Genomic DNA, 19825 nt, shown 5'->3' on the forward strand with positions numbered 1-19825 from the left:
CCTCGGCCAGCCTGGCCCGACCAGGACGGCTGGCCACCAAGAGTGCGCTGCTGCTGCTCGTGCCCATGATGCTCGGCCTGCTGATCTGGCAGCTGCGCCAGGAGTACCTCGGGCAGCAACGCTATGAGCGCGAGCGCGCCACCGTCTACAGCCAGGAACTGGCCCGCCAACTCTCGCTGACCCTCGAGCTCAAGGCCCTGGCCGCGCGTACCCTCGCCAGCCAGCGGTTGCGCCAGGGCGAAGAGCCGGTGCTGCTGCTCGACGACCTGAAGCACATCTTCCCGGCGTTGAGCAGTTTGGCCTGGCTGAACGCCGACGGACGGATCGAGCGTGACACCGCCCCCACCTCCGCGGATGACGCCTTCATCGCCGGTCTGCTGAAGCGTAGCGCCGGTCAGGCCTATCACTACGCCTACAACGAAACTGGCGACCGCTTCTATGTGCTCCTGCGCCCCTGGAGCGATACCGACGGCCCGCTTGCGATATTGCGCATGGACGCCAACGTGGCTCGCCAGCAGTGGGTCGGCAAGATGCCGCCAGGCGCGCAGCCGTGGGTGCTGGAAGATCGCGCGGGCCACCGCTTGCTGGCCCGTTCGCCCGCCACGCCGCAAGCACCGGGCGCCGACACTGGCACAAGCGAAGTCGCCCTGGACGGACTGTTGGTAGCCAACAGCGACTGGCGGATACGCCCGCTGTTCGAGGACCTGCACGCCGGGCGCTCGCTGCTGCCGCGCCTGGCTGGCGAACTGGCCCTGCTCCTGCTGCTGGCCGGTATCGCCGCCTACGCCCTGTTCCGCCTGCAGCGCGAACAGCAGAGCCTGCGCGCGCTCACGGCCGACTCCCAGTCGCGCCTGCGTCAAGCCGCCCAGGCCCTGGCCGCGATCGAGGAAAGGGTGTTGGTGGAGCGCCCCGATGGCCGCCTGGCCTACCTCAACCCGCAAGCCGAACAACTGCTCGGCGTCCGCGTCGCCGACGCCGGACGCCATCACCTGATGACGCTGTTACCACAGCTCAAGCAGGCGCAGCAGCCCGAACATATCGAACTCGAACACGACGGCCAGCGCCGCCTGTTCGCCGTCAGCCGCCACGCCCTGGACGACACCCAGTTGCCGGGCGAGCTGGCCTGGGTGCTGCGCGGCAACCTGTCCCAGGGCGGGCAGGTCTGGGTTCTGCGCGACGTCACCGAGGAGCAGCGCTCGCTGCAGGTGCTGGAAGAAACCCGGCGGCGCTACCAGGACATCTTCCAGGATGTCGGCGTGGCCCTCTGCGTGCTCGACCTGTCCGGGCTGCGGCGTTACCTGGACGAACGCGCGCTGCGGACTCCGGAAGAACTCGACGCCTGGCTGGCCCAGAGCGAAGAGCGATGGCCGCAGCTGTTGCGGCAGATCCGCATCACCGAGATCAACGACATCGCCAAGCGCCTGCTCGGCGTGCAGGACACCAAGCAGGCCTGGCAGCAGATGATCGGCTCCAGCGCGCGGCGCGCGGACAGCGTGCGCGCCAAGCTGATCAACGCGACCCTGACCGGAGGCGCCCTGGTCGAACAGGAAGTCAGCCTGCGCAGCCGCAGCGGAGACCCCCAGCACTTCTGGCTGCAGGTGCGCATGCCCGAGCGCCAGGAAGACTTCGGCGCCATCACCCTCAGCCTGTCCGACATCGGCAGCCTCAAGCAGGTCGAGCTGTCGCTGGTGGAGCGCGAGAAGTTCTGGTCCGACGCCGTGCGCGCGGTGCCCGACACCCTGTACATCCACGACATCACCGCGCGCCGCGTGATCTTCAGCAACCACCACCTGGGCAGCCAGCTCGGCTACAGCGAGGCCGAGCTCGCCCAGATGGGCGAACGGTTCTGGGAATGCCTGTTGCACCCGGACGACGTCGAGTACTACTGGCGCGTACGCAACCTGCAGCAGGTGATCGGCGACAGCCTGCTGCTCGACAGCCAGTTGCGCTGGCGGCACCGCGACGGCACCTGGCACTGGTTCGACATCCGCGAGCAAGCCTTCAGCCGCGACGAGTCCGGCCGCGTGGCGCGCCTGATCGGCGTGGCCAAGGACATCACCGCCTCGGTCGAGGCGAACAACTCGTTGCTCGAAAGCAGTCGCCGCTACCAGATGCTCGCGGAAAGCATCAGCGACGTGATCCTCACCACCGACGCCCATTTGCGCGTCGACTACATCAGCCCGTCCATCCAGCAGACCTTCGGCTACAACCCCGAAGCGCTGCTCGGCAGCGGCTTCCAGCAGATCGCCACCAACCCGGCGCAGATGGCCCGGATCAACGACCTGCTGGAGCGCGTCGAGGACGCGACCGGCAAGCCCGAGCGCCTCGCCGCCCTGCGCGAGTCCAGCTCGGTGCACCTGTTCACCCTGGACTGCCTGCGTGCCGACGGCCGCAAGATTCCGGTGGAGCTGCGCATCGCCCTGATGTGGGACGAAGGCGGGCGCTTCGTCGGCCTGCTCGGCGTGGCCCGCGACATCAGCCAGCAGCGCCGCGCCGAGCGCGAGATGCGCATGGCCGCCACGGTATTCGAGCACTCCACGGCGGCGATCATGGTCACCGACCCGGCCGGCTACATCGTCCAGGTCAACGACTCCTTCTCGCGCCTGACCGGCTACTCCGCCGCCGAAGTGCTGGACCAGCAGCCGCGCATGCTCACTGCCGACCAGCAGGAAGCCAACCAGCTCAAGCACGTGCTCGACAGCCTGCAACTGAGCGGCAGCTGGGAAGGCGAGATCCTGCAGAAGCGCAAGAGCGGCGAGCTCTATCCCTCCTGGGTCGGCATCACCGCGGTGCAGGACGAGGAAGGCGACCTGGTCAGCTTCGTCTGCTTCTTCAGCGACATCAGCGAGCGCAAGGCGAGCGAAAGGCGCATCCACCGCCTGGCCTACTACGACGCCCTCACCCACCTGCCCAACCGCACGCTGTTCCAGGACCGCCTGCACACCGCGCTGATGCAGGCCGAACGGCACCAGCAGTGGGTCGTGCTGATGTTCCTCGACCTCGACCGCTTCAAGCCGATCAACGACTCCCTGGGCCACGCCGCCGGCGACCGCATGCTCAAGGAAGTCGCCGAGCGCCTGAACCAGTGCGTCAGCGATTCCGATACCGTGGCGCGCATGGGCGGCGACGAGTTCACCCTGCTGCTGCCGGCGCTCGGCAACCGCGAGATCGCGCTCAAGCGCGCCATCCAGGTCGCCGAGCAGATCCTCGCCAGCCTCGCCCGCCCCTTCACCCTCGAAGGCCGCGAGTTCTTCGTCACCGCCAGCATCGGCGTGGCGCTCTCGCCGCAGGACGGCGCCGAGCTGAGCCAGCTGATGAAGAACGCCGACACGGCGATGTACCACGCCAAGGAAATGGGCAAGAACAACTTCCAGTTCTACCAGGCGGAAATGAACGCCCGCGCCCTCGAGCGCCTGGAGCTGGAAAGCGACCTGCGCCGCGCCATCGAGCTGAACGAGTTCGTCCTGCACTACCAGCCGCAGTTTACCGGCGACGGCCGCCGCCTGACCGGCGCCGAGGCCCTGCTGCGCTGGCAGCACCCGCGCCGCGGGCTGATTCCGCCAGCCGAGTTCGTCCCGGTACTGGAAGAGCTTGGCCTGATCGCCCAGGTCGGCGACTGGCTGCTCGCCGAAGCCTGCCGCCAGCTCAAGCGCTGGCATCGCGACAAGGTGCGGGTGCCCAAGGTCTCGGTGAACCTGTCGGCCCGGCAGTTCGCCGACGGCCAACTCGGCACGCGCATCGCCGGCATCCTGATGGAAACCGGCATCCCGCCGGCCTGCCTGGAGCTGGAGCTGACCGAAAGCATCCTGATGAGCGACGTGTCCGAGGCCATGCACATCCTCTTCGGCCTCAAGCGCCTGGGCCTGGCGATTGCGGTGGACGACTTCGGCACCGGCTACTCGTCGCTGAACTACCTCAAGCAGTTCCCCATCGACGTGCTGAAGATCGACCGCAGCTTCGTCGACGGCCTGCCCCACGGCGAGCAGGACGCGATGATCGCCCGCGCCATCATCGCCATGGCCCACAGCCTGAACCTGATGGTGATCGCCGAGGGCGTGGAAACCCAGGCACAGCTCGACTTCCTGCGCGAGCACGGCTGCGACGAGGTACAGGGCTTCCTGTTCGGCCGGCCGATGACCGCCGAGCAGTTCGCCGCGCTCTTCTCCAGCAATACGCTGTTCCTGCTCGGCTGACGCCGGCATTCGCGAACATCGCCCCGCTGATTTCCCGCCCCGCGTGAGGCCCGCTTATCCGCCGCATGACTGCCTTTCATATGCCAGCACTGGCGGCATGGGGTAGAATGCGCCCCTTTCCCTAGCACCGATCCTTAAGAGGACCGCCATGTTCAGCCGTGATTTGACCCTCGCCCGCTACGATGCCGAACTCTTCGCCGCGATGGAGCAAGAAGCCCAGCGCCAGGAAGAGCACATCGAGCTCATCGCCTCCGAGAACTACACCAGCCCGGCGGTGATGGAAGCCCAGGGTTCGGTGCTGACCAACAAGTACGCCGAAGGCTATCCGGGCAAGCGCTACTACGGTGGTTGCGAATACGTCGACGTCGTCGAGCAACTGGCCATCGACCGCGCCAAGCAACTGTTCGGCGCCGACTACGCCAACGTCCAACCGCACTCCGGCTCCCAGGCCAACAGCGCCGTCTACATGGCCCTGCTGAACGCCGGCGACACCGTGCTGGGCATGAGCCTGGCCCACGGCGGCCACCTGACCCACGGCGCCAGCGTCAGCTTCTCCGGCAAGATCTACAACGCCGTGCAGTACGGCATCGACAGCAACGGCCTGATCGACTACGACGAAGTCGAGCGCCTGGCCGTCGAGCACAAGCCGAAGATGATCATCGCCGGCTTCTCCGCCTACTCGCAGGTCCTCGACTTCCCGCGCTTCCGCGCCATCGCCGACAAGGTAGGCGCCTACCTGTTCGTCGACATGGCCCACGTGGCCGGTCTGGTCGCTGCCGGCCTGTACCCGAACCCGGTTCCGTTCGCCGACGTCGTCACCACCACCACCCACAAGACCCTGCGCGGCCCGCGCGGCGGCCTGATCATCGCTCGCAAGAACGAAGAGCTGGAGAAGAAGCTGAACTCCGCCGTCTTCCCGGGTGGCCAGGGTGGCCCGCTGGAGCACGTGATCGCCGCCAAGGCCGTGTGCTTCAAGGAAGCCCTGCAGCCCGAGTTCAAGGAATACCAGGCGCAGGTCATCAAGAACGCCCAGACCATGGCCCAGGTGTTCATCGAGAACGGCTACGACGTGGTTTCCGGCGGTACCCAGAACCACCTGTTCCTGCTGTCCCTGATCAAGCAGGACATCACCGGTAAAGACGCCGACGCCGCCCTGGGTCGCGCCTTCATCACCGTGAACAAGAACAGCGTGCCGAACGACCCGCGTTCCCCGTTCGTCACTTCCGGCCTGCGCATCGGCACCCCGGCCGTAACTACCCGCGGCTTCAAGGAAGGCGAGTGCCGCCAGCTGGCCGGCTGGATCTGCGAGATCCTCGCCAACCTGGGCGACGAGGCCGTCGAAGGCCGCGTACGCGAGCAGGTCAAGGCCCTCTGCGCCAAGTTCCCGGTATACGGCAACTAAGCCTTAGTACCGCGAACACGAAGAAGCCCGGCATCCGCCGGGCTTCTTCTTTTCCGCCCCCCGCCGGCGGGCCTCGCTGGCAGCCTCGACGCCGGCCAACTAGGCTCGTGCAGGAACCACCGACCGGGCTCAATACCCCAGGCTGCGGGGAGCTGGTATGATGCCCGCCTTTTTTGCCCAGGCCGCGCAAGACGGCTATTCCTGACTGACCGGTCGACTGAAAAAGACGCCCAACCATAGGAGCACGACATGCTCGAAAAGCTGTTCCAACTCAAGGCGCACAACACCAACGTACGCACCGAGATCCTGGCCGGGATCACCACCTTCCTGACCATGGCCTACATCCTCTTCGTCAACCCGAGCATCCTCGGCGAGACCGGCATGGATAAGGGCGCGGTGTTCGTCGCCACCTGCCTGGCCGCGGCCATCGGCTCGGCGATCATGGGGATGATCGCCAACTACCCGATCGCCCTGGCGCCCGGCATGGGCCTGAACGCCTTCTTCACCTACACCGTGGTGCTGCACATGGGCCACACCTGGCAGGTAGCGCTCGGCGCGGTGTTCCTCTCGGCGTGCATGTTCTTCGTCATTTCGATCTTCCGCATCCGCGAATGGATCATCAACAGCATCCCGCTCGCGCTGCGCTCGGCGATTGCCGCCGGTATCGGCCTGTTCCTCGCGCTGATCTCGCTGAAGGAAGCCGGCATCGTCGTCGCCAATCCGGCCACACTGGTCGGCATGGGTGACCTGGCCAAGCCCGAACCGCTGCTGGCGATCCTCGGCTTCATCCTGATCGTCGCCCTGGAAGCCCGCCGCGTAACCGGCGCGGTGATGATCGGCATCCTCGCCGTGACCTTCGCCGCCATCGCCCTGGGCGTGTCCAAGTTCGGCGGCGTGGTGTCGATGCCGCCGTCGCTGGCGCCGACCTTCCTGCAGCTGGACATCAAGGGCGCCCTGGACATCGGCCTGACCAGCGTGATCTTCGCCTTCCTCTTCGTCGACCTGTTCGACAACTCCGGCACCCTGATCGGCGTGGCCAAGCGCGCCGGCCTGATGGGCCCGGACGGGCACATGCCGAAGATGGGCCGTGCACTGATCGCCGACAGCACCGCCGCCATGTTCGGCTCGCTGCTGGGCACCTCCACCACCACCAGCTACATCGAGTCGGCGGCGGGCGTTTCCGCCGGCGGCCGCACCGGTCTGACCGCCATAGTGGTCGCCGTGCTGTTCCTCCTGGCGCTGTTCTTCGCCCCGCTGGCGGGCAACGTGCCGGCCTTCGCCACTGCGCCTGCGCTGTTCTTCGTCGCCGTGCTGATGGCCTCGGGCCTGGCCGAGATCGACTGGGACGACCTGACCGTCGCCGCACCGGTAGTTGTCACCGCGCTGGCCATGCCGCTGACCTTCTCCATCGCCAACGGCATCGCCTTCGGCTTCATCACCTGGACCGCCTGCAAGCTGCTGTCCGGCCGCTGGCGCGAGCTGAACTGGGCGCTGGTGATCCTGTCGGTGCTGTTCGTCATCAAGCTGGGCTGGTACAACGCCTAATCAGCGACCGCCTAATTTCTGGGTCCCCGCATTCGCGGGGATTACGGCTCGGTTCCGTCACTCCCGCGAATGCGGGAGCCCAGAAACACCACGCGCCATTGCAACCGCCGATCCGCAAGAGTTCCTCGCCCCATGAGCAGCCCCCGCTTCAACCCTGCCGCCTACGACACCCAACTGGCCGACAAGGCCGCGCGCCTGCGCGAGCTGCTGGCGCCCTTCGCCGCGCCCGAGCCGGAAGTGTTCGATTCGCCACGCGAGCACTACCGCCTGCGCGCCGAGTTCCGTCTGTGGCGCGAGGGCGAACAGCGTCACTACGCGATGTTCGAGCAGGGCGACAAGCACACGCCGATCCTGATCGAGGACTTCCCCATCGCCAGCCTGCGCATCAATGAACTGATGCCGCGCCTCAAGGCGGCCTGGGCAGAGCCGGCGCTGGGCCACAAGCTGTTCCAGGTGGAATTCCTCACCACCCTGGCGGGCGACGCGCTCATCACCCTCTGCTACCACCGTCCGGTGGATGCCGCCTGGGAAGCCGCCGCGCAGAAACTCGCCGCCGAACTGGGCGTGAGCCTCGTCGGCCGTTCGCGCGGCAAGCGTGTCGTGGTCGGGCGCGATTACGTGAACGAAGAACTGACCGTCGCCGGTCGCACCTTCCGCTACCGCCAGCCGGAGGGCGCCTTCACCCAGCCCAACGGCGAGGTCTGCCGGAAGATGCTGAACTGGGCCTTCGACGCCCTGGGCGAGCGCCAGGACGACTTGCTGGAGCTGTACTGCGGCAACGGCAACTTCACCCTGCCGCTGGCCACCCGCGTGCGCAAGGTGCTGGCCACCGAGATCAGCAAGACCTCGGTGAACGCCGCCCTCGCCAACCTGGCCGACAACGCTGTGGATAACGTGACCCTGGTGCGCCTCTCCGCCGAGGAGCTGACCCAGGCGCTCAACGAGGTGCGCCCGTTCCGCCGCCTGGCCGACGTCGACCTGAAGTCCTACGACTTCGGCAGCGTGTTCGTCGACCCGCCGCGCGCCGGCATGGACCCGGACACCTGCGAGCTGACCCGGCGCTTCGAGCGCATCCTTTATATCTCCTGCAACCCGGAAACCCTGGCGCAGAACATCGCCCAGCTGCACGACACCCACAAGGTCACCCGCAGCGCGCTGTTCGACCAGTTCCCCTACACCCACCACATGGAAGCGGGCGTCCTGCTGGAGCGTCGCTGATCCTCAACGACTGGCGGTGGCGTCCTCGCTGCTGCGATAGCCGCCGCCCAGCGCCTTGATCAGCGCCACCTCGCCCGCCAACCGCTGGCCCTGCAGCAGGGCCAGGCCGCTCTGCTCCGCCAGCAGCGGCAGGTTCGCTTCCAGCGCGCTCACCCGGTCGAGCAGGCCACGGCGGTAATGCGCCTCGGCGCTGTCGCGGTTGAAGCGCAGGTTGTCGATGCGCTGCTGCTGCAGCCGCTCTTCCGACTTCAGCCCTTGCAGCCGGCTACCGGCCACGGCGACGTCGCGCACCGCATCGAGCACCGCCTGGTTGTACTGTTCGACCAGGCCGTTGCTCAGGCTGCGCGCGTTGGCCAGCTCGGCGTTGAGACGGCCGCCGTCGAAGATCGGCAGGCTCATTCCGGGGATGAGATTCATCTGCCGGCTGTCGTGGTCCCACAGATCGCCCATGTGCAGAGCGTCGGCGCCGAAGAACGCCTTGATGTCGAAGCTCGGATAGAAGGCCGCCTTGGCCGCATCGATATTCGAGTAGGACGCCTGCACCAGCCAGCGCATGGCCTGCAGGTCCGCGCGGCGCGCCAGCAACTCGTAGCCAAGGGTTTGCGGAACGCCATAGGTGCGTTCGGGCAGCGGTCGCGGCGAGAGCGGCAAACTGACTTCGGCACCGACACCGATCAGCGCGCGCATCGCCTCGCGCAACTGCTGCGCCTGGCTCTGCAGGGCGACGACCTGGCGGTCGATCAACGCCTTGTTGCTCTGTGCCAGCTGCTTCAGCGGTTCGGCTTCCAGACCACGGTCAACGCGAGCCTGATGGGCAGCTACCGCCTCGCCGGCGATGGACGACATCTGCTGCAACTCGGCAAGCAGTTGCTGCGCGGTCTGCAGCTGGAAATACAGTTGCGCCACGCCACTGGCTACCTCCAGCTCGATCCACGCTGCCTCGGCCTGTCGTGCATTGCGCACGCCCAGCGCTGCATCCACCTGGTCGCGCTGACGGCCCCAGAGGTCGAGCTGGTAGGCCCCGCCGAGGCCGACGATGCCCTGGGTATACCAGGGCCCGGTCAGGCCGAGCGCCGGTTGGTTCTCGGCGAAGGGGCCGAGGAAGCCGTTGGCGGAAACGTGCTGGCGGTTGACCAGGGCGGTCAACTCGACCTGCACGCCGGTCAGCGACTTCACCGTGTCCGCCTGTGCGCGCGCCTGCTCGATGTGGCTGCGGGCGATGGCGATGCTAGGTGCATGGGCGAAGGCCATTTCGATCAGTTGGTCCAGCTGCGGGTCCTGGTAGCGGCTCCACCAGCGCGCCTCGGGCCAGCCGTCGCGGGCCAGGCGCAGGTCGTCGGCCAGGCGGATCTGCGCCGGATCGCGCAGCGGCGTCAGGCTGCCCTCCTCGCGCATCAAGGCGCAGCCGGCCAAGGCGGCGCACAAACCGAGCAGGCCCAGCAGGCGGCGGCTCATGGACGGATCTCCTGCAGTGCAGTCGCCTCTTCCTGGCGACGCAGCAGCAGCGCGCCCAGAAGGCGCCGCAGCTCGACCAGGTCGAGACGCCAATCGCGCTCGTCGGCCTCGCCCTCGACTGGCGGCAGGGCCGGCCACGGCGCCGGCTCGCCCGCCTCGTCGCGCAGTTGTGCAGCGTAGCTATCCAGCCAGTCGGCCAGATGCTCCTGTTCCACGCCGGAGAAGTCGCTGCGCTGCGCCACGAGCAGCGCCCGGTGGCGTTGCAGGCGAACGCTCAGCCAGTGGACTTCCTTTGCCGAGGACAGCAGGGTCTGGCACAGCAGGGTCAGCTCCTCGTGCTCGCTCTGCTGCCAACCAGGCTCCAGGGCGACCCGTGCGAGCATGGCCTCGCAATCGCTCAAGCGGCTCCAGCCACGCAAGCTCAGCGCGTGTACACGCGTGGCATCGGTACCGGGGGGCAGGCGCAACAAATCAGCGATGTGGTGGAAGATTTCGGCCAAGCGGCGCAGCAGCGCTTCGCCCTCGCGCTCGGGCCAGAGCAGGCCGTGCACCAGCGTGCTGACCAGTACACCGAGCAGGACACCCACCAGGCGGTCGCGGATTTCGCTGAGGTCGGTGGTCGGCCCGAACTGTTCGAGCAGCGCCAGGGCGAAGCAGAACATGATCTGCAGCCCGGCGTAGTTGATGCGCTCGGACCCAGCCGCCACCCAGGCTCCCAGGCCGATCACCGGCAAGCTCATGGCAAGCAGGCCGACGATGCCGTCGATGCGCGGAATGACGAAGACGATGCAGAACAGCGCCAGCGCGCTGCCCACCAGGCAACCGCCGATGCGCAGCAGGCCCTTCTGGGTCGAAGCGCCCAGGCTGGGCAAGGCGACGATCACGCAGGTCAGCATCACCGTGTGGATGCCCGGCCAGTCCACCGCGTTGTAGAAGACATAGCAGAGCATGGAAGCCAACCACGTCTTGAACGCGAATAGCAGGTAATTGGGATTGCTGAAGGCGTCGCTGACCAGCAAGGGCTCCTTGGCCGTCGCGCCGCTCGCCGGTGGCGGCTCGTCGGCACGGGTGAGCACACGCAACGCATCGCGCATTTCCTCCAGCGCCGGCGCGCCCAGTGAACGCGCCACTGCCGTGCTATGCAGAACAGGCAAAACCAACCGGGCCCCGCCCTCCAGGCTTGCGCTCAGTGCTGCGCAATCTTCGCGCAGCACTTCCAGCGCCTCGCCGTCATCGACTGGCGCCGCCTGCAAGGCGCTGGCGGCATAGAGACGCGAGACGCAGGTGATCAATGCCAGTTGCCGGGGCTCTTCGGCGCGATAGTCGGCATCGCGCATGCAGGCGAACCGGAGCAGCTTGTGCAGGCTGAGCGTGCCCTGCTGTACCTGCGCGGGTGTGATGTTCGCGTCGGCCGGCCGCCCGGCCGCGAGCGCGGCGAGGCGCGCATCGACCTGCGCCAACTGCCGGCGCATGGCCGCGCGCAATTGCGCCTGGGGCTCCTGCGGCAGCAGCAGGGTGTTCACCACCAGGGTCACCAGGATCGGATAGATGATCGCCATCCACACCCACAGGCAGGCGCGCAGCAGCAGCTCCGGCTGCTGGATCAGGTCAACCAGGCTCTGCACGTAGATGATGACGATGGCCACCAGGAAGAACAGCGGCCCCAGCCGCGTGGCGCGCAGGAAGAACATGGCGGCGAAGAACAGCACGCTGGCACAGAGGATGCGCAATAGCGGATAGCCGTAGGTGAACTTGAGCAGCAGGATCGCGAGGCCGACGGCCAGCGTGGTGCTGACGATGAACAGGATGCCGACCATCCGCGTCAGCACCACGTTGCTCTGGCCGACGAAGAACACCGCGATCAGCGACAGCGCCAGCAACGGCACCTCCAGGCTGACCGAAATGACGATCACCAGCGTACAGGCCACCAGGTTGCGCAGCAGCGCGTTACCGCGTCCGGGGAAGTCCGCGAGCTCGGCGACGAGGAAGCGCCACAGGCGCTCCAGCCCGTTCATTTTTGCGCTTCCGCCGCGCTGCCGGCGTGGATGATCGCCACAGCCGAGGCGCCGATGCGGAACAACTGCTCGTCCGGCTTCTCGACGCGGATGCGCACGGGGAAGCGCTGCGCCACCCGCACCCAGTTGATGGTCCGCGCTACGCGCGGCAATCCGCCGACCTGGGCGCCGCCGTCGTCGGGAAAGACGCCGAAGCCGATGGAGTCGACCGTGCCCTCGAACTTCCGCCCGCTGTAACCCAACAGGTACAGCGTGCTGCGGCTGCCGGCCTGGATGCCGTCCAGCTCGGTCTCGCGGAAATTCGCCACCACGTACCAGCGTCGCGTGTCGATCAGGCTGAACAGCGGGTGCCCGGCGGCGGCGAACTGACCATCGGAAGTGGTCAGGCCGACTACCCGACCATCGAAGGGCGCACTGACCACGCAATGTTCAAGGTTCAATTCGGCGCGGGAAATCTCGGCCTGCAGCACCGCACGCTTGGCCACCAGCGCATCGACTCCGCTGACGGCAGCGGCCGCCTGCTTGGCCTGCAACAGCGCGGCATTCAGTTCAGCCTGGGCGCTCTTGGCGGCGGTGCGCGCCTGGTCCACCTGCTCCTCGGAGACATAGCCCTGTTTGAGTAGCGGCTCCGTACGCCGCAGGGTATCGGCGGTCTGCGCGGCAGCAGCCTTGGCGCGCTCGACGCTGGCGTGCACCGCCTGCGAGTTGAACTGCTGGGCGTCGACCTGGCGCTGGCTGAGGATGATTTCCTTGTTCAGCGCCTCGAGCGAGGCGCGGGCCTGATCGAGGGCGTCCTGATAGGGGCGCGGGTCGATGCGCAGCAGCACGTCACCCTGCTTCACCGACTGGTTCTCGTGCACCAGCAACTCGACGATGCTGCCGCTGACCTCGGGGGTGACGTTGATGGTGTCGGCGTAGACGTAGGCGTCGTCGGTACGCGGGGCGGTGTCGAGACGCCAGATCACCCAAATCGCCAACACCAGGGTGAGGACGAGCAGCAGCAGGACGAACAGGCGGCTCGGCAGCTTCTTCGGGGTTTCGCTCATCTTGCGGCTCCGCTCAGGACTGGAAGAACAGCAACCAGGCGCCGAGGGCCAGGAACGCCGTCAACAGGGGATAGGTCAGGGCGGCGGGCGCCAGCCAGGCGCCGAGGCCTCGGCGCGCCAGGAGCGCATGCAGGATCAGGCTGAGCAGTACCGCGCCGCTGATGCAAAACAGCCAGTCGGGGAAGTAGGCGCCCAGGACCGGGAGCGATGGTGCGTTAGAACAGGCGGACAACCCGGACATCGGCGCCAGCAAGGTGGTCGCCCTCACAACAGCCCCAGCGTGGCGCATGCCAGCCCTCCTGCAGGAATCGAGGCCAAGGCGCGTGGCCCGCGCCTGTGTGAACCCTGTCGACAGCAGGTTCGATGAGCGAGTTATAGCCGATGCCGGGCAAGAGCGGCGTGCGCGAAACCGAACCTGGGTTGGGCCAAATATAGAATTTCTCTTACTAGGCTGTCGGAAATTACAACAACCAAGGCCGACAGCATGAAGCGCTTCCTCATACCGCTGCTTACCCTGCTGCTAAACGCCTGCGCCGGCAGCGACCCGCAGCAGGTCAGCGTCTCGCCGCACGCTCACGGCACGCAAAGCACTTTCTACATCCATGCGGTGCGCACCCAGGGCCATCGCCTGGATCTGGAGGAGCGTTTCGACACGGCCGTGCGCCATGCGCTGGAAGCCAAGGGCTATCGCTACCAGGCGAACGGCGGCGATCTGCAGGTGCTCTATGCGCTGGGCCTGGACCGCCAGACCGAGGTCATCCAGCGTCCGGTCGCGACCCAGGCTGGCGTGATCAACCAGACGCAGATCGCCGATTCCGACCGCGCGCGGCTGGTCATGCGCATCCTCGACGAGCGCAGTCAGGAAGTACTCTACGAGGCGCAGCTGAGCCGCCAGGTGCAGGACCCGAACCTGAGTCAGGCGGCTTTCGATACCGCCATCGCCAAGCTGCTGAAGGACTTTCCGGCGCACCAAGGCGCGCGCTGAGGCGCGGGCGCGGCCGAAAGGCCGGTCACTGGTGGTTGGACGGGGTCTTGCGGACGAACTTGATGGAGTAGCTGAAGTCCGGCTTGCGCGTGACGCTGATCGGACGGCGGCTCACGGTGTCGAGGGTGACGTTCCAGAAGCCGGTGCTGGGTACGCGGATGCGCGCGGGGAACTGGTTGAAGGCGCCGCCGTGGTAGGAGTGGCGGCCGCCGTTCTTGAAGGCGCGGAAGTTGGCGTCGTTCATCAGACGGATGTTGCACATGCGCGAGCACTCGATGACCACGAGGTCGCCCTCGTTGAGATGTTCGCGCTGGTGGATGAATTTCATGACGACGCCCGTAATGCCTGGAAAAAACGAGGCGCAAAGATAGCACGGAAGCCGACGCCGCCCCAGCGGCGCCGGCCGAACGCGCGTCAATCCACCGCGCGCAGGCGAATACCGTCGTGCTCGACCTGCTGGCCAACCTGGAAACGCGCATTGGGCGAGCGCACCGTCTGCTCGCTGCCGTCTGCGCCGCGAACGACATAGGCCGCCTGGCTCGCGCCGCTGGCCTGCTGCACGCCGCTGCCGGTCAACCAGCCGACGGCGCCACCGGCCAGTGCGCCAATCGGCCCACCCAGCGCGCCACCGAGCAATGCCCCGCTGCCAGCGCCGAACCCGCCGCCTACCGTGTTATCGGCCTTTTCGGCCACCACCTGGTCGGCCTGCGCTACCGCGCAGGACAGCATCACCAAACCCATTGCACACAGGCTCGCTACTTTCATGATTCGCTCCGTTGGCGTTGAACAGTAACGAGAGCGATTCAGCAAATGTGCCAGGTGGTAAATCTTTATCTTTCAATAAGCTAGATAATCAAGAAGTCCTAATGACTACGCCCGTACGGAGTCATTAGGACTGCATGACGAGTCATTTGAACCCGCTTCAGAGCCCTTCGAAGTCCGCTTCGCGAATCTTCTGCGGCGGCGTCTCCTCGACCGGCTCGGGCTCCACCGGCACCTCCTTGCGACGCTCCAGCCAGTACAGGGCCAGCAGCGCCAGCACGGAAATCCCGCCGCGATAGAGCAAGCCGTAGAGGGTCGCGTCGCCCTCCAGGCCACTGCCGGAGGACCAGGCGATGAACAGCCGCGAGAGCGTCAGGGTGAGTTGGATCAGCACCACCAGGATCAGCCCAGGGCGCAGCAGCTCCACGCGGCGAACGGCGAAGAACAGGAACAGCGCCAGGGCGAACTGGTGGCCGCCGTAGAACACCTGGGCGTCGCTAACCGAGGACGGTTCCATCAGCAGCATGCCGCTGAGGTTGGCCATCTCGTACGGGCGGACCCAGTACAGAACCCCCAGTCCACACCAGACCAGGGCTTGAACCAGCAGGACGATACGGGCGAAGAGCATCCAGATTCTCCCGGGGCCCGAGGCCCGTGTGATGAAGGGTGGCTAAAGGACACAGACCCTCGGCGGCGAGGCGAGTTCGGCGCCGGTCGTCACATGCTGAAACAGTACCACCGCGGGCGCCGGGAACCTCGGGCGTATGCTCCGGCGGTTTCATTCTGACAGGAGATTCCGATGCGCCGTTTCCTCCTTCTCGCTGCCCTCCTCGCCGGCAGCGCCCAGGCCGCCGAACCGCTGACCATCGACGTCCACCGCGACGCCAACTGCAGTTGCTGCAAGGACTGGATCAAGCACCTTCAGGCCAATGGTTTCCAGGTCAATGATCATGTGGAAAACGACATGTCCGCGGTCAAGACACGCCTTGGCGTGCCGCACTCCATGGGCTCGTGCCATACCGGGGTGATCGACGGCAAGTTCGTCGAGGGCCATGTGCCGGCTTCCGACGTGCTCAAGCTGCGCGAGCGCAGCGACCTGGTCGGCGCAGCAACGCCGGGCATGCCAATCGGCTCGCCGGGCATGGAGATGGGCGACCGCCACGATGCCTACCAGGTGCTGGGGCTGACCAAGGACGGCAAGGCCGTGGTGCTGGCGGATTATCCACAGCGCTGATGGCTTTTCTGTAGGAGCGCGCCATGCGCGCGAATCGCGGACAAGGTCCGCTCCTACAGTGAATGAAAAGGGGCGGCCAACTGGCCGCCCCTTTTCATTCACTCGGCGCCTTTGCCTGAGGCCTTGGGCAATAGCCCGTCGGCGCGGAACATCGCCTTGATCCCACGCACAGCCTGGCGCAGGCGGTCGCGGTTCTCGATCAGGGCGAAGCGCACGTGGTCGTCGCCGTAGTCGCCGAAGCCGATGCCCGGCGATACCGAGACCTTGGCGTCCTGCAGCAGCTTCTTGGCGAACTCCAGCGAGCCCAGGTGCGCGTAGGGCTCGGGGATCTTCGCCCAGACGTACATCGAGGCCTTGGGGTTCTCGACCATCCAGCCCGCCTCGTGCAGGCCTTTCACCAGCACGTCGCGGCGCACCTGGTACTGCTCGGCGATGTCGCGCACGCACTGCTGGTCGCCTTCCAGCGCGGCGATGGCCGCCACCTGCAGCGGGGTGAAGGTGCCGTAGTCGTGGTAGCTCTTGATCCGCGCCAGGGCGCTGACCAGCTCGGGATTGCCGACCATGAAACCGATCCGCCAGCCGGCCATGTTGTAGCTCTTGGACAGGGTGAAGAACTCCACCGCGATGTCCTTGGCGCCCGGCACCTGCATGATCGAGGGTGCCTTCCAACCGTCGAAGACGATGTCGGCGTAGGCCAGGTCGTGCACCACCAGCACGTCGTACTGCTTGGCCAGGGCCACCACGCGCTCGAAGAAGTCCAGCTCGACGCACTGCGCGGTCGGGTTGGAGGGGAAGCCGAGGATCATCATCTTCGGCTTGGGAATGGACTCGCGGATCGCCCGTTCCAGCTCGTTGAAGAAGTCGATGCCCGGCACCAGCGGCACCGAGCGCACCTGGGCGCCGGCAATCACCGCGCCGTAGATGTGGATCGGGTAGCTGGGGTTGGGCACCAGGATGTTGTCGCCGTGGTCGAGGGTCGCCAGCATCAGGTGCGCCAGGCCTTCCTTCGAGCCGATGGTGACGATGGCTTCGCTGTCCGGGTCGATGTCCACGGCGTAGCGGTCCTTGTACCAGTGCGAGATGGCGCGGCGCAGGCGCGGGATGCCGCGCGAGGTGGAGTAGCCGTGGGTGTCTTCGCGCTGGGCGACCTGCACCAGCTTCTCGACGATGTGCGGCGGGGTCGGGCCATCGGGGTTGCCCATCGACAGGTCGATGATGTCCTCGCCACGGCGGCGCGCGGCCATCTTCAGTTCGGCGGTGATGTTGAAGACGTAGGGCGGGAGACGGTCGATGCGCGCAAAGCGGCGAGCTGAACGGGGTTCAGTCATGATTTCCTCGGTGAACGTAAGCGCCCGGAACCGTCCGAGCGACGTCGGCCACTGCGGTGGCCTGGAAAGGCGCGGGGCCTTTCTTGTCGGCGAACATATCCGCCGCTAGGCTCGCTGTCGAGTTTTCCTTTCAGGCTTCGAATCCATGTCACCTCTGCATTACTGGCAACTGGACGTCTTCGCCGATCGCCCGCTCAGCGGCAACGGCCTGGCGGTGTTCGCCGACGCCCGCGGTTTGTCCGACACCACGCTGCAAGCCCTGACCCAGGAGCTGCGCCAGTTCGAGACGATCTTCCTCTACCCCACCGCGCAGCTAGACACCTACGCCGCGCGCATCTTCACCATGGAGGAGGAACTGCCCTTCGCCGGTCATCCGCTGCTCGGCGCCGCGGCGCTGCTGCACCACATCCACCAGCGCGGCGAGCAGGAGCACTGGACCATCCAGTTGCCGGCCAAGCAGGTCGAACTCGATACCCGCCGCCACGGCCATGGCTTCGTCGCTCAGATGAACCAGGGCCAGGCGCAGTTCGGCGCCACCCTCGACGAGAACGGCCGGCGCTGGTTCGCCGAGGCCTTCTCGCTGCAGGTCAGCGATCTCGCCGATTACCCGGCGCAAGTGGTCAGCACCGGCCTGCCCTACCTGCTGCTGCCGGTGCGCGGGGAAGCCCTCGGGCGCATCCGCCAGCGCGCCGACCTCTCCGCCGGGCTGGCCGGCATCGGAGCGGCCTTCGTCTTCCTGGTCGATGTGGATAACCGTGAAGGCCGCACCTGGGACAGCGCCGGGCTGGTCGAGGACATCGCCACCGGCAGCGCCGCCGGCCCCGTCGCGGCTTACCTGGTGGAACTGGGCAAGGCGCGCCGCGGCGAGGCCTTCGCGCTGGCCCAGGGCCGCTTCCTCGGCCGCCCCAGCCGGCTGGAGGTCAAGGTCGGCCTCGACGGCCAGGTGCAGGTCGGCGGCAAGGTGCAGTTGCTGGCGCATGCAGAACTTCTCTGCACGCTCGGCTGACGGCCGGCCTGGCGAGGCGCCACTGCGCCGACGACACTGATTCGACGAGTTCGCAGGAGAAGACGCCATGCAATGGGGCAAGGGACGACGCAGCGACAACGTGGAGGACGCCGGCAGCGACGGCGGCGGCATGGGTGGCGGCGGTCCGCGCATCGGCGGCCGCGGCCTGAGCCTGGGCGGGGTGGCCATCGTGGTGGTGGTCGGCCTGCTGATGGGCCAGGACCCGATGCAGATCCTCGGCAACCTGCTCGGCCAGATGGGTGCGACCCAGGCCCCGGCCACGCGACCAACGCAGGGTCATACGGCGAACCCCAACGACCCGCAGGTGGACTTCGTCCGCGCTATCCTCGGCGACACCGAGGACACCTGGGGGCAGATCTTCGCCCACAGCAACATGCAGTACGAGCAGCCCAAGCTGATCCTGTTCAACGGCGGGGTGAACTCGGCTTGCGGCTTCGCCTCCTCGGCGGTCGGCCCCTTCTATTGCCCGGGCGATCACCGCGTCTACCTCGACCTCGACTTCTTCCGCGAGATGGAGCAGCGCTTCCACGCCTCCGGCGACTTCGCCCGCGCCTACGTGATCGCCCACGAAGTCGGCCACCATGTGCAGAACCTGCTGGGCATCTCGGCCAAGATCCAGGCGGCGCGCCAGCGCGGTGCGCGCATGGAGGGGGCGGACGGTCTCTCGGTGCGCCAGGAGCTGCAGGCCGACTGCTTCGCCGGGGTCTGGGCCAACCACGCCCAGCAACGCCTGAACTGGCTGGAACCGGGCGATATGGAAAGCGCCCTGAACGCCGCCAACGCCATCGGCGACGACCGCCTGCAGAGCCAGTCGCGCGGCAGCGTGGTACCCGACTCCTTCACCCACGGCACCTCGGCGCAGCGCATGCGCTGGTTCAAGCTCGGCTTCGACGGCGGATCGCCGGGCAAGTGCGACACCTTCAAGGCGCAGGCACTGTAGCGCGAGCTGATCCGTCCGGCGCTGGTCGGTAGGAGCGGATCTCATCCGCGATCTTCATCGAACGCAGGAGCGCACCATGCGCGCGATTCGCGGACAAGGTCCGCTCCTACGGGGAGAAACAATCGCGGGGGTCACAGACTTCGGCTGAGAACGCGCAGGAAGTAGGCCGGCTCGACCGGCTTGAGCATGAAGTCGAGCACGTTGAGGCGCATGGCTTCGATCACGTCGCGGGTGGCCGCCTGGCCGGACAGCACGATGATCGGCAGGAAGGTGCCGATGAGGTTGAGCTCGCGGACCAGGTCCAGCCCGGAACCCTCCCCTTCCATGTTGAGGTCGGTCACCAGCAGGTCGATCGACGACTCGTCGCGGGTGATGCGCCGCAACGCTTCGGCGGCGCTGCTGGCCGTGAGGCAGTCGATCTCGGCGGTCTCGATCAGCTCGCGCATTTCCGCGAGCACGTCTTCATCGTCGTCGACCAGCAGGATGACCGGGCGACGCACCGGCGTCTCGGTAATTTCCCTGAGCGCCTCGAGTTCCTCTTCGCTGAGGAAGTTGTTCTGCGACATGGGCTGCGGGAATCCGTGAAGGCCATTTGCCATCCATTATAGCGGCCACCCCGAAACCGCAAGCCGCCAAAAAGAAGGGCCGCAAAGCGGCCCTGGGAATACGCCGGCA

17 protein-coding genes are annotated in these 19825 nt (G+C 66.8%); 8 read left to right on the top strand and 9 right to left on the bottom strand.

Translation table 11 applies throughout. The annotated features are described in order from the left end of the window. Positions 1 to 65: 65 nt before the first annotated feature. The 4 genes from PKB_RS23735 (at position 66) to trmA (ending at position 8358) form a co-directional block, all read left to right on the top strand. Entirely contained in the window at positions 66 to 4193 is a 4128-nt protein-coding gene (locus tag PKB_RS23735; protein ID WP_084166712.1) for an EAL domain-containing protein, read from the top strand. 148 nt (positions 4194 to 4341) lie between these two features. Continuing rightward, positions 4342 to 5595: a serine hydroxymethyltransferase gene (glyA, locus tag PKB_RS23740; protein WP_043255074.1), complete on the top strand. Its 1254-nt coding sequence runs from the start codon at positions 4342 to 4344 to the stop codon at positions 5593 to 5595. A 249-nt stretch (positions 5596 to 5844) separates the two neighbouring features. Next, positions 5845 to 7140: an NCS2 family permease gene (locus PKB_RS23745; RefSeq protein ID WP_043255075.1), complete on the top strand. Its 1296-nt coding sequence runs from the start codon at positions 5845 to 5847 to the stop codon at positions 7138 to 7140. Positions 7141 to 7272: 132 nt separating this feature from the next. Then, a complete protein-coding gene (gene trmA, locus PKB_RS23750) occupies positions 7273 to 8358 on the top strand; it encodes a tRNA (uridine(54)-C5)-methyltransferase TrmA (protein WP_043255077.1) in 1086 nt (361 codons plus the stop codon). Positions 8359 to 8361: 3 nt separating this feature from the next. Here trmA and PKB_RS23755 read toward each other — a convergent pair whose 3' ends face one another. Genes PKB_RS23755 through PKB_RS23770 form a run of 4 tightly spaced genes read right to left on the bottom strand, consistent with a single transcriptional unit; the run spans position 8362 to position 13163 of the window. Next, entirely contained in the window at positions 8362 to 9813 is a 1452-nt protein-coding gene (locus PKB_RS23755) for an efflux transporter outer membrane subunit (RefSeq protein ID WP_043255078.1), read from the bottom strand. Then, positions 9810 to 11828: an FUSC family protein gene (locus PKB_RS23760; RefSeq protein ID WP_084166714.1), complete on the bottom strand. Its 2019-nt coding sequence runs from the start codon at positions 11826 to 11828 to the stop codon at positions 9810 to 9812. Before PKB_RS23760 ends, PKB_RS23755 begins: the two co-directional genes overlap by 4 nt. Next, positions 11825 to 12874, bottom strand: coding sequence for a multidrug transporter subunit MdtN (gene mdtN, locus PKB_RS23765; protein WP_043255079.1), 1050 nt, complete (start codon positions 12872 to 12874; stop codon positions 11825 to 11827). Before mdtN ends, PKB_RS23760 begins: the two co-directional genes overlap by 4 nt. A gap of 13 nt (positions 12875 to 12887) precedes the next feature. Next, positions 12888 to 13163 carry a YtcA family lipoprotein gene (locus PKB_RS23770; RefSeq protein WP_043255080.1) on the bottom strand — a complete coding sequence of 92 codons (276 nt, stop codon included), beginning with the start codon at positions 13161 to 13163 and terminating at the stop codon, positions 12888 to 12890. 195 nt (positions 13164 to 13358) lie between these two features. Here PKB_RS23770 and PKB_RS23775 point away from each other — a divergent pair, with 195 nt between their 5' ends. After that, complete coding sequence (locus PKB_RS23775) at positions 13359 to 13859, top strand: DUF4136 domain-containing protein (protein ID WP_043255081.1); 501 nt, start codon at positions 13359 to 13361, stop codon at positions 13857 to 13859. A gap of 25 nt (positions 13860 to 13884) precedes the next feature. Here the strand turns inward: PKB_RS23775 and PKB_RS23780 are convergent, their stop codons facing one another. The 3 genes from PKB_RS23780 to PKB_RS23790 form a co-directional block, all read right to left on the bottom strand. Continuing rightward, entirely contained in the window at positions 13885 to 14187 is a 303-nt protein-coding gene (locus PKB_RS23780) for a DUF1883 domain-containing protein (RefSeq protein ID WP_043255083.1), read from the bottom strand. 86 nt (positions 14188 to 14273) lie between these two features. Further along, positions 14274 to 14624 carry a hypothetical protein gene (locus PKB_RS23785; protein WP_043255085.1) on the bottom strand — a complete coding sequence of 117 codons (351 nt, stop codon included), beginning with the start codon at positions 14622 to 14624 and terminating at the stop codon, positions 14274 to 14276. A gap of 157 nt (positions 14625 to 14781) precedes the next feature. Further along, the gene (locus PKB_RS23790) at positions 14782 to 15249 is read right to left on the bottom strand and encodes a DUF4345 family protein (RefSeq protein ID WP_043255086.1); all 468 of its coding nucleotides are present in this window, start codon (positions 15247 to 15249) and stop codon (positions 14782 to 14784) included. A 171-nt stretch (positions 15250 to 15420) separates the two neighbouring features. Between PKB_RS23790 and PKB_RS23795 the strand changes: the two genes are divergently transcribed. Next, a complete protein-coding gene (locus PKB_RS23795; protein WP_043255088.1) occupies positions 15421 to 15855 on the top strand; it encodes a DUF411 domain-containing protein in 435 nt (144 codons plus the stop codon). 98 nt (positions 15856 to 15953) lie between these two features. Here the strand turns inward: PKB_RS23795 and alaC are convergent, their stop codons facing one another. Further along, the gene (gene alaC, locus PKB_RS23800; RefSeq protein WP_043255089.1) at positions 15954 to 17183 is read right to left on the bottom strand and encodes an alanine transaminase; all 1230 of its coding nucleotides are present in this window, start codon (positions 17181 to 17183) and stop codon (positions 15954 to 15956) included. 145 nt (positions 17184 to 17328) lie between these two features. Between alaC and PKB_RS23805 the strand changes: the two genes are divergently transcribed. Together PKB_RS23805 and ypfJ are read left to right on the top strand one after the other, a co-directional pair. Continuing rightward, positions 17329 to 18189, top strand: a complete 861-nt coding sequence (locus PKB_RS23805; RefSeq protein WP_043255091.1) for a PhzF family phenazine biosynthesis protein — start codon at positions 17329 to 17331, stop codon at positions 18187 to 18189. Between the two features lie 67 nt (positions 18190 to 18256). Beyond that, positions 18257 to 19150 (top strand): KPN_02809 family neutral zinc metallopeptidase, encoded by an 894-nt coding sequence (gene ypfJ / locus PKB_RS23810; protein WP_043255093.1) that lies wholly within the window; start codon positions 18257 to 18259, stop codon positions 19148 to 19150. A 131-nt stretch (positions 19151 to 19281) separates the two neighbouring features. Here the strand turns inward: ypfJ and PKB_RS23815 are convergent, their stop codons facing one another. Continuing rightward, the gene (locus tag PKB_RS23815) at positions 19282 to 19716 is read right to left on the bottom strand and encodes a response regulator (protein ID WP_043255094.1); all 435 of its coding nucleotides are present in this window, start codon (positions 19714 to 19716) and stop codon (positions 19282 to 19284) included. Positions 19717 to 19825: the final 109 nt, after the last annotated feature.

The organism is Pseudomonas knackmussii B13 (assembly GCF_000689415.1).
Lineage (GTDB): Bacteria > Pseudomonadota > Gammaproteobacteria > Pseudomonadales > Pseudomonadaceae > Pseudomonas > Pseudomonas knackmussii.

Coding starts and splice junctions, on each gene's coding strand:
- PKB_RS23755 (WP_043255078.1), bottom strand. CDS start 9,813: ATGAGCCGCCGCCTGCTGGGCCTGCTCGGTTTGTGCGCCGCCTTGGCC.
- ypfJ (WP_043255093.1), top strand. CDS start 18,257: ATGCAATGGGGCAAGGGACGACGCAGCGACAACGTGGAGGACGCCGGC.
- PKB_RS23735 (WP_084166712.1), top strand. CDS start 66: ATGATGCTCGGCCTGCTGATCTGGCAGCTGCGCCAGGAGTACCTCGGG.
- PKB_RS23795 (WP_043255088.1), top strand. CDS start 15,421: ATGCGCCGTTTCCTCCTTCTCGCTGCCCTCCTCGCCGGCAGCGCCCAG.
- PKB_RS23790 (WP_043255086.1), bottom strand. CDS start 15,249: ATGCTCTTCGCCCGTATCGTCCTGCTGGTTCAAGCCCTGGTCTGGTGT.
- PKB_RS23760 (WP_084166714.1), bottom strand. CDS start 11,828: ATGAACGGGCTGGAGCGCCTGTGGCGCTTCCTCGTCGCCGAGCTCGCG.
- glyA (WP_043255074.1), top strand. CDS start 4,342: ATGTTCAGCCGTGATTTGACCCTCGCCCGCTACGATGCCGAACTCTTC.
- mdtN (WP_043255079.1), bottom strand. CDS start 12,874: ATGAGCGAAACCCCGAAGAAGCTGCCGAGCCGCCTGTTCGTCCTGCTG.
- PKB_RS23805 (WP_043255091.1), top strand. CDS start 17,329: ATGTCACCTCTGCATTACTGGCAACTGGACGTCTTCGCCGATCGCCCG.
- PKB_RS23780 (WP_043255083.1), bottom strand. CDS start 14,187: ATGAAATTCATCCACCAGCGCGAACATCTCAACGAGGGCGACCTCGTG.
- PKB_RS23770 (WP_043255080.1), bottom strand. CDS start 13,163: ATGCGCCACGCTGGGGCTGTTGTGAGGGCGACCACCTTGCTGGCGCCG.
- alaC (WP_043255089.1), bottom strand. CDS start 17,183: ATGACTGAACCCCGTTCAGCTCGCCGCTTTGCGCGCATCGACCGTCTC.
- PKB_RS23815 (WP_043255094.1), bottom strand. CDS start 19,716: ATGTCGCAGAACAACTTCCTCAGCGAAGAGGAACTCGAGGCGCTCAGG.
- trmA (WP_043255077.1), top strand. CDS start 7,273: ATGAGCAGCCCCCGCTTCAACCCTGCCGCCTACGACACCCAACTGGCC.
- PKB_RS23785 (WP_043255085.1), bottom strand. CDS start 14,624: ATGAAAGTAGCGAGCCTGTGTGCAATGGGTTTGGTGATGCTGTCCTGC.
- PKB_RS23775 (WP_043255081.1), top strand. CDS start 13,359: ATGAAGCGCTTCCTCATACCGCTGCTTACCCTGCTGCTAAACGCCTGC.
- PKB_RS23745 (WP_043255075.1), top strand. CDS start 5,845: ATGCTCGAAAAGCTGTTCCAACTCAAGGCGCACAACACCAACGTACGC.